The sequence below is a fragment of the Nocardioides secundeburneus genome (assembly GCF_039939255.1).
In the GTDB taxonomy this organism is placed as follows: domain Bacteria; phylum Actinomycetota; class Actinomycetes; order Propionibacteriales; family Nocardioidaceae; genus Nocardioides.
Genome location: NZ_JBDUUE010000003.1, coordinates 227,834 through 241,490, shown reverse-complemented (window position 1 = coordinate 241,490; position 13,657 = coordinate 227,834). Strand labels below are relative to the sequence as shown.

The 13,657-nt window shown below is 72.4% G+C and carries 16 protein-coding genes; 6 read left to right on the top strand and 10 right to left on the bottom strand.

Annotation, left to right across the window (positions count from 1 at the left end; genetic code table 11):
* Window positions 1-67 precede the first annotated feature (67 nt).
* Together ABFT23_RS09280 and ABFT23_RS09275 are read left to right on the top strand one after the other, a co-directional pair.
* Entirely contained in the window at window positions 68-574 is a 507-nt protein-coding gene (locus ABFT23_RS09280) for an FBP domain-containing protein (RefSeq protein ID WP_347894465.1), read from the top strand.
* Window positions 571-1,155: a TetR/AcrR family transcriptional regulator gene (locus ABFT23_RS09275; RefSeq protein WP_347894464.1), complete on the top strand. Its 585-nt coding sequence runs from the start codon at window positions 571-573 to the stop codon at window positions 1,153-1,155. Before ABFT23_RS09280 ends, ABFT23_RS09275 begins: the two co-directional genes overlap by 4 nt.
* Here the strand turns inward: ABFT23_RS09275 and ABFT23_RS09270 are convergent.
* Window positions 1,145-2,089: an SMP-30/gluconolactonase/LRE family protein gene (locus ABFT23_RS09270; protein WP_347894462.1), complete on the bottom strand. Its 945-nt coding sequence runs from the start codon at window positions 2,087-2,089 to the stop codon at window positions 1,145-1,147. The genes ABFT23_RS09275 and ABFT23_RS09270 overlap by 11 nt on opposite strands.
* On the bottom strand, window positions 2,086-2,514 hold the full coding sequence (locus ABFT23_RS09265; RefSeq protein ID WP_347894460.1) for an NUDIX domain-containing protein: 429 nt from the start codon (window positions 2,512-2,514) through the stop codon (window positions 2,086-2,088). The genes ABFT23_RS09270 and ABFT23_RS09265 overlap by 4 nt, the downstream gene beginning before the upstream one ends.
* 28 nt (window positions 2,515-2,542) lie before the next feature.
* On the opposite strand from ABFT23_RS09265, the gene ABFT23_RS09260 reads away from it, so the two are divergent.
* Entirely contained in the window at window positions 2,543-3,559 is a 1,017-nt protein-coding gene (locus tag ABFT23_RS09260; RefSeq protein ID WP_347894458.1) for a glycosyl hydrolase family 18 protein, read from the top strand.
* Window positions 3,560-3,574: 15 nt separating this feature from the next.
* Here the strand turns inward: ABFT23_RS09260 and ABFT23_RS09255 are convergent, their stop codons facing one another.
* Window positions 3,575-3,946 (bottom strand): hypothetical protein, encoded by a 372-nt coding sequence (locus tag ABFT23_RS09255; protein ID WP_347894457.1) that lies wholly within the window; start codon window positions 3,944-3,946, stop codon window positions 3,575-3,577.
* 42 nt (window positions 3,947-3,988) lie between these two features.
* Window positions 3,989-4,777, bottom strand: coding sequence for an SDR family NAD(P)-dependent oxidoreductase (locus ABFT23_RS09250; protein WP_347895072.1), 789 nt, complete (start codon window positions 4,775-4,777; stop codon window positions 3,989-3,991).
* A gap of 94 nt (window positions 4,778-4,871) precedes the next feature.
* On the opposite strand from ABFT23_RS09250, the gene ABFT23_RS09245 reads away from it, so the two are divergent.
* Entirely contained in the window at window positions 4,872-5,348 is a 477-nt protein-coding gene (locus ABFT23_RS09245; RefSeq protein ID WP_347894455.1) for a MarR family winged helix-turn-helix transcriptional regulator, read from the top strand.
* Window positions 5,349-5,350: 2 nt separating this feature from the next.
* Here the strand turns inward: ABFT23_RS09245 and ABFT23_RS09240 are convergent, their stop codons facing one another.
* The 6 genes from ABFT23_RS09240 to ABFT23_RS09215 all read right to left on the bottom strand — a co-directional run bounded on the left by ABFT23_RS09240 (window position 5,351) and on the right by ABFT23_RS09215 (window position 11,538).
* Entirely contained in the window at window positions 5,351-5,764 is a 414-nt protein-coding gene (locus ABFT23_RS09240) for a secondary thiamine-phosphate synthase enzyme YjbQ (RefSeq protein WP_347894453.1), read from the bottom strand.
* A gap of 2 nt (window positions 5,765-5,766) precedes the next feature.
* Window positions 5,767-6,072, bottom strand: a complete 306-nt coding sequence (locus tag ABFT23_RS09235; RefSeq protein WP_347894452.1) for a thiamine-binding protein — start codon at window positions 6,070-6,072, stop codon at window positions 5,767-5,769.
* A 31-nt stretch (window positions 6,073-6,103) separates the two neighbouring features.
* Window positions 6,104-6,769: a DUF3105 domain-containing protein gene (locus tag ABFT23_RS09230; RefSeq protein WP_347894450.1), complete on the bottom strand. Its 666-nt coding sequence runs from the start codon at window positions 6,767-6,769 to the stop codon at window positions 6,104-6,106.
* Window positions 6,770-6,950: 181 nt separating this feature from the next.
* Complete coding sequence (locus ABFT23_RS09225) at window positions 6,951-7,718, bottom strand: hypothetical protein (protein WP_347894448.1); 768 nt, start codon at window positions 7,716-7,718, stop codon at window positions 6,951-6,953.
* Between the two features lie 129 nt (window positions 7,719-7,847).
* Window positions 7,848-10,538, bottom strand: coding sequence for an aconitate hydratase AcnA (acnA, locus tag ABFT23_RS09220; protein ID WP_347894447.1), 2,691 nt, complete (start codon window positions 10,536-10,538; stop codon window positions 7,848-7,850).
* A 199-nt stretch (window positions 10,539-10,737) separates the two neighbouring features.
* Window positions 10,738-11,538 (bottom strand): VWA domain-containing protein, encoded by an 801-nt coding sequence (locus tag ABFT23_RS09215; protein ID WP_347894445.1) that lies wholly within the window; start codon window positions 11,536-11,538, stop codon window positions 10,738-10,740.
* A gap of 146 nt (window positions 11,539-11,684) precedes the next feature.
* Here ABFT23_RS09215 and ABFT23_RS09210 point away from each other — a divergent pair, with 146 nt between their 5' ends.
* Window positions 11,685-12,254: a dihydrofolate reductase family protein gene (locus tag ABFT23_RS09210; protein WP_347894443.1), complete on the top strand. Its 570-nt coding sequence runs from the start codon at window positions 11,685-11,687 to the stop codon at window positions 12,252-12,254.
* Window positions 12,255-12,370: 116 nt separating this feature from the next.
* The gene (locus tag ABFT23_RS09205; protein WP_347894441.1) at window positions 12,371-13,648 is read left to right on the top strand and encodes a neutral zinc metallopeptidase; all 1,278 of its coding nucleotides are present in this window, start codon (window positions 12,371-12,373) and stop codon (window positions 13,646-13,648) included.
* Window positions 13,649-13,657 lie beyond the last annotated feature (9 nt).

Genomic DNA, 13,657 nt, shown 5'->3' with positions numbered 1-13,657 from the left:
GCCGGCCGCTCGCCTACATGCCCTAGCCATTTGCCTATGGGACGTAGACACACGTACCGTCGAGGCCATGGACGCGATCACCGACACCCAGGTCCGCGCCTCGTTCGTGAACGCCACGCGGGGCGAGGCCAAGCGCATCAACCTGCCCGACCTCGACGCCCAGCCCTGGGCCGAGCTCGACTTCCTCGGCTGGGTCGACCCCAAGGCGCCGCAGCAGGCCTACCTCGTCGCCCCGGGCATCGCAGGCACCCCGGCCGCCGACCGCCCGACCGGCGTCAAGCTGCGCCGCAACAACGCCGGCTTCGGCGGCGGCACCCGCATGTGCTCGATCTGCTGCACGGTGCACCCGGCGAGCGGCGTGACGCTCATGGTCGCCCCGCGCGCCGGCAAGGCCGGCCGCGACGGCAACACCGTCGGCATCGACGTGTGCAGCGACCTCCGCTGCTCCGGCTACGTGCGCGGCTGGGCGCCGCTGCCCCCGATCAGCCGGATCGGCGAGACGACGTCGGTCGACGACAAGGTCGCGCGCCTGCTGGTCAACCTCGAGACGTTCCTGCGCCGGGTGCAGCGGTGAGCGCCCGCGTCGGCCTCTCGCGCGACGGGCTCGTCCGCACGGCCGCCGACCTCGCCGACGAGGTCGGGCTGCGTGAGGTGACGCTCAGCGCGCTGGCCCGGCGGGTCGGCGTCCGCGCCCCCAGCCTCTACGCCCACGTGCGCGACGGCGCCGACCTGCACGCCGGCGTCACCCTGCTGGCCCTCACCGAGATCGCCGACCGCACCGACCGCGCCCTCGCCGGTCGCTCCGCACGCGCGGCGCTCGTGGCGCTGGCCGGCGTCCAGCGCGACTACGCACGCGAGCACCCCGGGCGGTTCGAGGCCGCCGGACGGCTCGACGTCGAGGTCACCGCCGCCCTCGCCGAGGTCGGCGCGCGGTTGTCGGAGCAGTCGCGAGCGGTGCTGCGCGGCTACGACGTGCCCGAGCCCGAGCACACCCACGCCGTCCGGTTCGTCGGCAGCGCCGTGCGCGGGTTCGTCGAGCTCGAGGCCGGCGGCTCGTTCGCGCACAGCGACCCGCCACCCGAGGCGTCGTGGGCCCGCGTGCTCGACGGGCTCGACCTCGTGCTCGGCTCGTGGGGCCGCCTGGCTACAGGGTGACGACGGCGACGGCGTCCTCGTGCAGGCTGCCCAGCCACACGCGGCCCTCGTGCTCCCGCACGCCGGTGACCATGTGGTACGCCGTGGGCTGCCGCGTCGGGTCGACGTCGACGTCGTGCACGAGGCGGCCATCGTCGTCATAGGCCTGCACGCGCACCGTCTTCTTCGGCTGTGGCTGCAGTCGTTCGGGGATGCGGGTCACCAGCCTGCGCACCGCCATCGGGCTCGACTGCAGTCGCTCGACGACCGGGTCGCGCGGGCTGGCGATGGTGACCCAGATGAGGCCGTCGCTGCCGCGGGCGATGTTGTCGGGGTAGCCCGGCAGGTCGGAGCAGAGCAGGTCGCGCATGCCCGTGCGGGGGCCGCTGAGCCAGCGGCGGACGACGGTGCGCGCGCCGGTCTCGGCGACGCACACGTAGTCCTCGTCACGCGAGAGCGCGACGCCGTTGGCGAAGGCGAGCCCGTCGACGACCACGGTGACGGTGCCGTCGGGGTCGAGCCGGCACAGACGGCCGGTGCGCGTGTTCTGCACGAAGTCGGACTTCCAGTCGTCGATGCCGAACTTCGTGGAGGAGTCGGAGAACCAGACCGTGCCGTCGGAGGCGATGGCGGCGTTGTTGCAGAACTTCATCGGCGCGCCGTCGATCTCGCCCGTCACGGCCTCGACCGCGCCGCTCGCGGTGTCGACGCGCAGCAGGCCGCGCCGGGCGTCGCAGACCAGCAGGCGGCCGTCGAGGTCGATCTCGAGGCCGAGCGGGCGCCCCTGCGTCTGCGCGATCCGGTCGACCTTGCCGCCGTCGTGGCTGATGCGGAAGATCGAGCCGTCGGAGGTGCCGGTGAACACGGCCCCCTCGTCGGCACCGTGCGTGCCCACGACGACGTCCTCGGCGCCGGGGCCGGGGACGGGGTGGACCTCGAGGGTGTAGGTGGTCACGCGATGGCCCTTCGGTAGAGGTCGGAGCGGAGGAGGTCGGGCAGCGCCACGGAGGCGGAGTGGGTCAGGGTCAGGTCGCCGAACGTGCCCGGGTCGACGAACACGATGCGGCGGCCCTCGTGGCACTCGACGTCGTCGTCGGCGAGGTCGAGGCCGGCGACGAAGACGTGCACGGGATCGGTGCTGCCGTAGTGCTCGTGGAAGACGTCGTAGGTGGCGTGGTGCGTCAGCGTGCCGGGCGGGAGGTCGAGCCCGGTCTCCTCGAGGAGCTCGCGGTAGGCCGCGGCCTCGACGTCCTCGCCGGGCTCGACGTGGCCGCCGCTGAGACCCCAGCACTCAGGGTCGATCGGCGCGTGCTCGTCGCGCTCCTGCAGGAGCACCCAGCCGCGACGATCGACCAGGGCCACGCACGCGAACGTCGGCATCCGGCCACCGTAGTGGCAGCCTGAGCACATGCTGCGCACCGCCGTCGTCGCCCTCGTGGCGGCCCTGCTCGTCGCACCGACCCTCCCGGCCGACGCGGCCCCGGGCCCCGTCGTCCCGGCACGCGAGCCCGAGGTGACCGGCTTCGCGCTCGGCAGCCTGCCCGCCTCCGTCGTCCGACGGGAGGCGCACGCGCTGCGCACGGTCGCGGTCTCCGGCGTCGGGCTCGCCGCCGACGGGCGCGGGGTCGGCCGGCCCACGGCCGACGTGCGGTCGGTGGCGCGAGCCGCGCGCCGGGCGGGCCTACGCACCGAGCTGGTCCTGAGCAACTACAGCAACCGACTCGGCGACTTCGACGCCGTCCGCGCCCACCGGCTGCTGTCCTCCCCCGCGGCGATCGACCGGGTGGCGCGCCGCATGTCCCTCCTGGTCGCCCGGGGTCCGTGGGGCGGCGTCAACGTCGACCTCGAGCTGGTCCGCCGCGGCGACGCCGCCGGCCTCGTCGCGCTCTGCGCCGCCCTGCAGCGGGCGATGCCGGCGGCCCGCACGGTGTCGATCGACGTCAGCGCGGCCGGCACCCCGCGGGCCTACCGCGACCGCGGCTACGCCCTCACCCGCCTCGGGCGCACCGTCGACCGCGTCGTGGTGATGGCCTACGACCAGCACGGCCCGACGTGGTCGGGGCCGGGACCCGTGGGGGCGCTGCCCTGGCAGCGCCGGGCCATGGCCGCCGCCCTGACCCGGGTGCCGGCCGAGCGGCTCGACCTCGGGGTGGCCGGTTACGGCTACACCTGGCCGAAGGCCGGCAGCGGCCGCACCGGACGCTCGCTGTCGCCGCGGGCCGCTCGCCGGCTGGCTCGTGAGGCCGGCGTGCGCCCGACCTGGCACCAGCGCACCGGCGAGTGGTCGGTGCGCCTGCCCGACGGCACCCGCATCTGGTGGTCGGACGCCCGGTCGTACGCCCTGCGGGTACGGCTGGCCGAGCAGCTCGGCGTGCGCGGCGTCGCGGTGTGGCGGCTCGGCTCCGCCGACCCGTTGCCCCGGTGACTGGCTGGTGACCGCCTACAGCCGGGCCCGGTAGCGGGCGCCGCGGACGGCGTCCTCGACGAGGCCGACCTCGCGTCGTAGGCCCGCCAGCCGGGCGTCTTCGGCCAGCCAGGTCTGCACGGCCTCGTCGACGACCACGTCGCTCGCCACGGCCCGCAGCTCACCGCGCGCCTCGCTCAGCCCTCGCCGGGCCGCGGCCTGCATGGCCTCGACGTGCAGCACCGCGAACCGCGCCAGGAGCACCAGGTGCCGGCGTAGGGTCGGGTAGCCGCGGTACTCGGGCGGGCAGACGTCGAGCAGCCACGACGCGGCCGTCGCCTCCCACTGCGGCGCATCGGGCGGTCGGACGGCGCCCGGCCAGCCGGGCGGGACGACGAGGGCGGGCATGAGCCCCATCGTAGTCGAACACCTGTTCGATCGCCAGGCTCGTCACGTCGTCGCGGTGAGCACGCCGCCGTCGGCCCGCAGCGCGGCGCCGTTGGTGGCCGACGACCGGACGCCGGCGAGGTAGACCACGAGGTCGGCGACCTCGCCGGGCTCGATGAAGCGGCCCAGCAGCGAGGTCTCGCGCACCAGGCCGGCGCGCAGGTCGGCGACGTCGAGACCCTGGGCGGCGGCGACCGCCTCGACGGCCGAGGCGACGCCGTCGGACCACGTGGGGCCGCCGAGCACGGTGTTGACCGTGACCTCGGTGCCCCGGGTGAGCTTGGCCAGGCCGTTGGCCAGGGCGAGCGCGGCGGCCTTGCTCGCGCCGTAGGCGACCATGTCGCCGGGCACGTCGACCGCCGACTCCGTGCCGACGAACACCACCCTCCCCCAGCCGCGCGCGACCATCGCCGGCAGGAGATGCCGCGCGAGGCGCACGCCGCCCATCAGGTTGACCTCGAGGTAGCGGCGCCAGGCGTCGTCGTCGAGGCTCTCGAACGGCGCGACGTCGAAGACGCCGGCGTTGTTGACGAGCACGTCGACGCCGCCGCCGGCGTCGAGCGCCGCGAGCAACGAGGCGACCTGCGCCGCGTCGGCGAGATCGGCGGCGAGACCCTCGACGTCGCCGTCCGGCACCGCCTCGAGCAACCGGGCGACGGCCCTCTCGACGCCGTGCCGGCTGCGGCCGTTGACGACGACCCGCGCCCCCTCGGCCAGGCAGCCGCGGGCCACGGCGAAGCCGATGCCCTGGGTCGACCCGCTCACGAAGACGCGCTTGCCGGTGAGTCCCATGTCCACGATCAGGTTCCTTCCGTTGACTTTCCTGAGCAAGTCACAACGTACGGCATTGAGTTTCCCAGGAAAGTCATCGGATAGCATCAGGCGCATGACCGACGCCACCGACTCGTTCGACGACGACGAGCTGGAGACCTGGTCGGCGTTCGCCACGCTGCTCGAGTGGCTGCCCGCGGCCCTCGACGCCCAGCTGCAGGCCGACTCCGACGTCACCCACTTCGAGTTCGGCATCCTGTTCGCGCTCTCCCGCGCCGACGACGCGACCCTGCGCATGAGCACGCTCGCCGAGCACGCCAACAGCACCCTCTCGCGCCTCTCGCGCGCCGTCGGACGGCTCGAGCGGCGCGGGTGGGTCCGCCGCTCGCCCGACCCCGACGACGGCCGCTACACGCTGGCCCGCCTCACGCCGTCCGGACGACGCGCGACGCGCCGCGCCGAGCCGGGTCACGTCGCCCTCGTGCGCGCGCTGGTGCTCGGCGCGCTGACCCCCACGCAGACGCGTCAGCTGCGCACGATCAGCCGCAAGGTCACCGCCGCGATCCGCGACCGCGAGGGCTGGACGCCCTGAGGTCAGGCGCTCACGAGCAGGCTGAACCGCACCTGTCGCACGTCGTTGTCGACGTTGAGGTCGACCAGGCAGATGCTCTGCCACGTGCCGAGCGCCGGCTCGCCGTCGAGCACCGGCACCGTTGCGTGCGGCGGCACGATGGCCGGCATCACGTGCGAGCGGCCGTGCCCGGGGCTGCCGTGGCGATGACGCCACCGGTCGTCGGCCGGCAGCAGATCGCCGAGCGCGGCGAGCAGGTCGTCGTCGGAGCCGGCGCCGGTCTCGAGGATGGCGATGCCACACGTCGCGTGCGGCACGAACACCTGCAGCAGCCCGTCGCGCACCCCCGTGCCCGTCACGAACGTCGCGACGTCGCGGGTGAGGTCGAGCACGACCTCACGACCGCCGGTGCGGTAGCTGCGGGTCTCGGTGTGCACGCCTACTGCTCCTGCTCGAGGGCGCGCTCGAGACGCTCGAGCTTCGCCGACATCTCGCCCGTGCGCCCGGGTCGGATGTCGGCCTTGAGCACCAGACCGACCCGCGGCGACACGGCGGCGACGACGTCGACGGCCCGCTTCACGACGTCCATCACCTCGTCCCACTCGCCCTCGATGTTGGTGAACATGGCGTTGGTCTCGTGGGGCAGGCCCGACTCGCGCACCACCCGGACGGCGGCCGCGACCGCCTCGGCCACCCCGCCGTCGTCGGAGCCGGACGTCGGGCTGATGCTGAAGGCGACGATCACGACGTCCAACCTACGCGGCCCACGACGCGGACTACGAGGAGAGCGTGCCGGTCAGGCTCTCGGCCTGCGAGAGCGACAGCCCGCCGGCGCACGAGGCCAGGGGCTCGGGCGCGGTGACGCCGCCCTCGTACTCGTCGATGAACACCTGCAGCAGCGGGTCGTCGGCGCCCGAGAGCGCGAGCTGGCGGCCCCACACGGTGACGACGACCGGGGCGTCGAGTCCGACGTAGGGGCTGAGGATGCCGTTCTGCGGCAGCACGTCGGCCAGGGCGTCGACGTCGTCGTCGGAGAGGCTGTCGGCGTCGTAGGTGATCCAGACCGTGCCGTGCTCGAGGTCGTGCACCGCGACGACGTCGGGCACCGGACGGTCGTAGACGCCGCAGTCGAGCCAGCGGCCGTAGTGCTCGCCGCCGACGGGCGGTGTCTGCTCGTAGTCGACCTGCTCGTCGACGTGCGTCGTGGGCAGGTCGTCGTAGACCTCGACGCCGGCGAGCTCGGCGCCCGGCTGCGGGTCGCTCGGGTCGCTCGGGTCGGAGAGGTCGCCCGACTCCTCCCCCGACGGCCCGTCGGTCGCGGTCGGCGACGGCTCCTGGCGCGCGCCGCGCTCGTCGTCGTCGTCGCGGGTGAGCACGAGCGGGATGGTGATCGCCGCCGCGACCATGACGAGGGCGGCGAGCAGACCGAGCACGAGCGGCACCCTGGACCTCTTCGGCGGCGGCGGCGGCGCCCAACCCGGCGGAGGTCCCCAGGAGGGCCCCGACGGGGGCGGCGGTTGCCACCCGGGCGGGGCGGGCGGCCCCGTCGGCGGGCCCGTCGGCGGCTTCCCCCACGGCACGGACGGGTCGTGCGGCTCGCTCATGGCACCAGCCTCCCAGGCCTCACCCAGCGATGAAGGAGGTGTAGGCGCGCTTGCCGAGGAAGAACCCGCGCTCGGTGGCCTGGTCGACGCACGTCACCCCGGCCTGCTCGACCAGGCACATGATGCCGGTGGCCGACGACCGCGCGACCAGGCCGTCGGAGAGCAGCGGCGCGCCGGGCTCACGGATGGTGTCGCTGTTGCACTCCGGGGTCGGCCCGCTGCCGTCGTCGGGGAACAGGATGCGGCCCACGACCTGGCTCGGGCCGTCGCCGCAGTACGCCTCGTCGCGCACGCCGCCGCCGCGCAGCTCGCAGCCGATCGCGAAGTCGGAGTCGAGCAGGCAGTAGGTGCCGTTCTTGGTCCGGAAGCGCATCAGGTCCTGCGGCTCCTGCCCCGTGGCGTCGAAGCGCGCCGTCGCCTCGTCGTACGTCTGCGGCACGCCGGACGTCGGCGGCACCGGCTCGGGGTCCTGCGTGGGCTCCTGGGTGGGCTCCTGCGTGGGCTCCTGCGTGGGCTCCTGCGTGGGCTCCTGGGTGGGCTCCTGCGTCGGCGTCATCGTCATCGTCGGTGCGGTCTCCGACGGGCTGTCGGTCTCGGAGGGCGACTCGCTGGGTGTCTCCGAGGGGGTCTCGCTCGCGGTCTCGGACGGCGGGTCGCTCGGGCCGGCCTCGGGCTCGTCGTCGCCGCACGCGCTCACCCCGAGGGCGAGGACGGCGAGCACGGTCGCGAGGGCGGCGGCGCGCAGCGGGCGCGACGGACGGGCGGACGTGTGGGGACGGCAGGTCACGCCGACCATGATCGTGCCCGCCGGCCGGCTACGGCGGCACCGGGGCCCGTCGGCGCGTCGTCCGGGCGACGTCCGAGAACGACAGGACGCCGGACCCGAGCGGGGTCCGGCGTCCTGGTCGGTGCGGGATCAGCCCTTGGCGAGCAGGCTGCGCAGCACGTACTGCATGATGCCGCCGTTGCGGTAGTAGTTCGCCTCGCCGGGGGTGTCGATGCGCACGACGGCGTCGAACTCGACGCTCTGTCCGTCGGAGGCGGCCGTGACCTTGACCGTGCGCGGCGTGGTGCCGTCGTTGAGCTCGGTGATGCCGGTGATGGAGAAGGTCTCCTCACCGGTCAGGCCGAGCGACTCGGCGTTCTCGCCGGCCGGGTACTGCAGCGGGATGACGCCCATGCCGATGAGGTTGGAGCGGTGGATGCGCTCGTAGGACTCGGCGATGACGGCCTTGACGCCGAGCAGCGAGGTGCCCTTGGCGGCCCAGTCGCGCGAGGAGCCGGAGCCGTACTCCTTGCCCGACAGGACGACGAGCGGGGTGCCGGCCGCGGCGTACTTCTCGGAGGCCTCGAACACGGTGGTCACCGGCCCGTCGGCCTCGGTGAAGTCGCGGGTGAAGCCGCCCTCGGTGCCGGGCGCGATCTGGTTGCGCAGGCGGATGTTGGCGAACGTGCCGCGGATCATGACCTCGTGGTTGCCACGGCGCGAGCCGTAGGAGTTGAAGTCGCGCTGCTCGACGCCGTGCTCGGCCAGGTAGGTGCCGGCCGGGCTGTCCTTCTTGATCGCACCGGCGGGCGAGATGTGGTCGGTGGTGACCGAGTCGCCCAGCTTGAGCAGCACCCGCGCGCCCTCGATGTCGGTGACCGGGTCGGGGGTGTCGGGCATGCCGTCGAAGTAGGTGGGCTTGCGCACGTAGGTGGACTCGGGGTCCCACTCGAACGTCTTGCCCTCCGGCGTCGGCAGCGAGCGCCAGCGCTCGTCGCCCTTGAACACGTCGGCGTAGGAGGCGTCGAACATGTCGCGGTCGATCGCGCCGGCGATGGTCTCCTCGACCTCCTGCGGCGTCGGCCAGATGTCGCGCATGAACACGTCGTTGCCGTCGGCGTCCTGGCCCAGCGGGTCGTCGAACAGGTCGACCTTCATCGAGCCGGCGAGCGCGTAGGCCACGACCAGCGGCGGCGAGGCGAGGTAGTTCATCTTGATGTCGGGGCTGATGCGGCCCTCGAAGTTGCGGTTGCCCGAGAGCACCGAGACGACGGCGAGGTCGTGCTCGTTGACCGCGGCCGAGACCTCGGGGATGAGCGGGCCGGAGTTGCCGATGCAGGTGACGCAGCCGTAGCCGACGAGGTTGAAGCCCAGCTTGTCGAGGTAGGGCGTCAGGCCGGCCTTGTCGTAGTAGTCGGAGACGACCTGCGAGCCGGGCGCCAGCGTGGTCTTGACCCACGGCTTGCGCTGCAGGCCCTTCTCGACCGCCTTCTTGGCCAGCAGCGCCGCGCCGATCATCACCGAGGGGTTCGAGGTGTTGGTGCACGAGGTGATCGAGGCGATGGTGACCGCGCCGTTCTCGAGCTCGAACGTGGTGCCGTCGTCGAGCGTGACCGGGATCGTGGCGTCGACGTTGTCGGTGTAGTTCGTGACGTCGGAGGCGAACGCGGTGGCGGCGTTGGACAGCTCGACGCGGTCCTGCGGGCGCTTGGGGCCGGCGAGGCTCGGGACGACGGTGGCCAGGTCGAGCTCGAGCTTCTCGGAGTAGCGCGGCTCGGCGTCGGGGTCGTGCCACAGGCCGTTGGCCTTGGCGTAGGCCTCGACGAGCGCGAGCTGCTCGGCCGAGCGACCGGTGAGCTCGAGGTACTTGGTGGTCTCCTCGTCGATCGGGAAGACCGCGATGGTCGAGCCGAACTCGGGGCTCATGTTGCCGATGGTGGCGCGGTTGGCCAGCGGCAGCGCGGAGACGCCGGGGCCGTAGAACTCGACGAACTTGCCGACGACGCCATGCTTGCGCACCATCTCGGTGATCGTGAGCACGAGGTCGGTGGCGGTCGAGCCCTCGGGCAGCTCGCCGGAGAGCTTGAAGCCGACCACGCGCGGGATGAGCATCGAGACGGGCTGGCCGAGCATCGCGGCCTCGGCCTCGATGCCGCCGACGCCCCAGCCGACGACGCCGATGCCGTTGACCATGGTGGTGTGCGAGTCGGTGCCGACGCAGGTGTCGGGGTAGGCCTGCAGCTCGCCGTCGACCTCACGGGTGAAGATGGTGCGGGCCAGGTGCTCGATGTTGACCTGGTGCACGATGCCGGTGCCCGGCGGGACGACCTTGAAGTCGTCGAAGGCGCCCTGGCCCCAGCGCAGGAACTGGTAGCGCTCACGGTTGCGCTCGTACTCGATCTCGACGTTGCGCTCGAACGCCTCGGGGGTGCCGAAGACGTCGGCCATCACCGAGTGGTCGATGACCATCTCGGCGGGCGCGAGCGGGTTGATCTTGGTGGGGTCGCCACCGAGGTCGGCCATGGCCTCGCGCATGGTGGCGAGGTCGACGACGCACGGGACGCCGGTGAAGTCCTGCATGATCACGCGCGCCGGCGTGAACTGGATCTCCTTGTCGGGGTCGGCCGTCTCGTCCCACCCGGCCAGGGCCCTGATGTCGTCGGCGGTGATGTCGGCACCGTCCTCGGTGCGCAGGAGGTTCTCCAGCAGCACCTTCAGGCTGAACGGGAGGCTGTCGACGTCGAGGCCTTCGCCCTTGACGGCGTCGAGCCGGAAGATCTCGTAGGACTTGCCGTCCACGTCCAGGGTGCTCTTCGCGCCGAAGCTGTCCTTGCTGGGCATCAGCCGTCTCCTCGTGGGTTCTCGTGTGTCCACCGACCATCTTGCCGCCGCCGCGAAGTCTCGCGGTAGTAAGGCGGGCCTAAGCCGGCCGGAAAGAATCTCTTGACATCAAGATACACGCGGTCGAGAAGAAGCGTGGCCCCGACGCGCTCGCGTCGGGGCCACGCTCTCGGTCGTGACGTGATCGGTCCGGGACCGGTCAGCCGGCGACCATGCCGAGGCGCCGCGCCTCGGCGACGTACTCGCCGTACTCGTCGAGCAGGGCGTCGATCAGCTGCTCGTCGGAGAGCGCGTCGATGGAGCCGATCGGCTTGTAGTCGGCGTTGTCGATCACACGCTCCTCGAGGTCGTCCAGCTTCTGCAGGAACTCGAAGGACTCGGAGCCGATCGAGAGGAACTTCCAGAAGATCGGGGCGGTGGAGACCTCGATGAGCGCCTGCACGGCCTGCGGCTTGGAGTTCGGGGCGCCGTCGGTGAGGAAGATGGCGAAGACCGGCTCGCTCGCCGGCTGCAGGTTGTCGGGCAGAGCGACGTCGACGGCGCCCTCGACCTTCTTCTTGCGGCCGAACAGGCCCTTCTTCTCGCTGCCGGGCTGCGGCACGAGCTTGGGCGGGGCGAAGCCGAAGTGGTCACGGACGACGCGGAACGCGCCGGCGTAGTCGGTGGTGCCCATGCGCCGGCCCTCGGTGAGCCGCGTGACGGCGCCGGTGAAGTTGGTGAGCGGCACCTCGCCGAGGTAGGCGGCGGTGGAGTCGAAGACGAAGAAGTCGATGGCGCCGTCGTCGTCGAGCTGGGTGGCGAGGGCGAGGATGCGCTCGGTCAGGCTCTGCACCCGCCCGGAGCTGTACTCACGCGACATCGAGCCGCTGTAGTCCATCACGACCGCGACCTTGGCCCGGGTGCCGAACAGGTTGCGCTTCTCGAGGCTGACCTTCGCGGTCTTGGCGAGCGAGACGAGGCTGGGGGCGGTGGACTCGACCTTGTCGAGGGAGATGGGCATCGGTGACCTTCCGGGACGGGGAGCGGGACGTCGACCATCCTGTCCGGCGACTCCCAAAAGAAACCGCGATGAGGTGTCGTGTCGGCGCCGGTCCGTTCGTGGAGAGGACGACAGCACCACATCACCCACCAGCAGGAGACACCATCATGCGCACCCTCATCGCCACTGCCTTCGTCTCGCTCGACGGCGTCGTCGAGGCCCCGGGCGGAGAGCCCGGTCACCGCAGCAGCGGTTGGACGTTCAAGGCCGTCGAGCACGACGACGCCGCCTACGAGATCAAGGGCCGCGAGCAGGAGGAGGCCGGCGCCATGCTGGTCGGCCGCCTCAGCTACGAGGCCTTCGCCCCTGTGTGGCCCGACCTCGAGTACTTCCCGCGGTACAACGAGATGCCGAAGTACGTCGTCTCGACCACCTTGCAGGAGGCCGACCTCGAGCCGCGCTGGCCCGCGACGATCCTCCGCTCGCTCGACGACGTCGCGGCCCTGAAGGAGACCGACGGCGGCCCGATCTCGATCCACGGCAGCGCCACCCTCGTGCGCAACCTCACCGACGCCGGCCTGGTCGACCGGTTCCACCTGCTCGTCTTCCCGCTGCTCCTCGGCGCCGGCAAGCGCTACTTCAGCGAGACCGACAAGGACCTGCAGCGCCTCCACCTGGTCGAGCACGAGGTCTACTCCAACGGCGTCCAGAAGCAGGTCTTCGACGTCGTGCGCTGAGTCGGGCCGGCACGCGAGGGATTCCTCGCTAGTCCGCAGACGCTCCCCCGTGGGTTGATGCCCCGGGGCCGGCGCACCTGCCGGTCCCGATTTCATTCCTCGGGAGGGAACCCGTCTTGAAGATCACCCGCCTCGCGCTGCCCTCGGCCGCGCTCGTCGTGGCCCTCGCGGCCACGACGTCGGGAGCGGCCACCGCCGCCCCCGCACCGGTCGCCGCCCAGACCCCGGTCGCGGCCAACTCCAGCGACGAGGTCGACGCCGCCAACCAGGCGCGCTACGACCACGTCGTGTCCCTGCTGCCGGCGAACTGGGAGCAGCGTCGCGACGCCGCCCGCCAGCGGTTCGGCATCGACCACTCCCCGGTCGAGGACGTCCTCGCCGGCAAGATGGAGCACGCCGAGGCCCAGTGGCGCGACGGCGCCGCCGTCATCGACCCCACCGACTACGAGTGCGGCCCGACGGCGCTCGACGGCTATGTCGACGGCATCCTGGCCGACGTCGACCCGTTCTCGGTCCTCCTGCTGTCGCTGCTCGGTGGGCTCGACGTGCCGACCTACGAGGCCCTGCTGTTCGGCAGCCCGAAGGACGCCGACTTCGCCGTCGCGGCCGACTACCGCGAGCGGCTGACGACGTCGTTCGGCTACAACCAGCGCTTCTGGGACGTCAAGCTCAGCGACGTCCAGCTGCTCGGCATGCACGGCGAGATGATCACCGACCTCAACCGCTCGGCCCGCACCCTCGAGTTCCTCTACGGCGTCGGCCCGGCCGACGCCGTCGAGATCGCCACCACCATCGCCGAGATCGTCGAGAGCGACCCCGCCCTCGACGGCGGCGCGCACCCGCTGTTCACCCTCAACGCGTTCGCGTTCACCGGCGAGGGCGACCCCGACCCGGTGATCCGCAAGCTCAAGGACAAGGTCGTCTTCGGTGACGGCATCCTCGACGCGATGAAGAGCCTCGGGCTGGGCAAGACCGGGCCGGACGCCGTCCTCGCCCACGAGGTCGCCCACCACGTGCAGTACGAGAACGACCTCTTCGACAGCGACCTCGACGCCCCCGAGGCCACCCGCCGCACCGAGCTGATGGCCGACGGCTTCGGCACCTACTTCGCCGTCCACAAGAAGGGCCTCGGCATCAAGCCCGCCCAGGTGCTCGAGGTGGCGAAGTCGTTCGCCGCCGTCGGCGACTGCTCGTTCACCAGCCCCGGCCATCACGGCACGCCCAACCAGCGCCGGGCCGCCTCGGCCTGGGGCGCCGCGGAGGTCGCCTACAGCAACAACCCGCAGAAGGTGCTGCCCAGCCTGAAGCTGGCCCAGCGGTTCGAGAAGATCCTGCCCGAGCTCGTCGCGCCCGACGCGCCGACCACCGTGCAGGGCTTCGCGCCGGCCGCCTGAACTACCAGT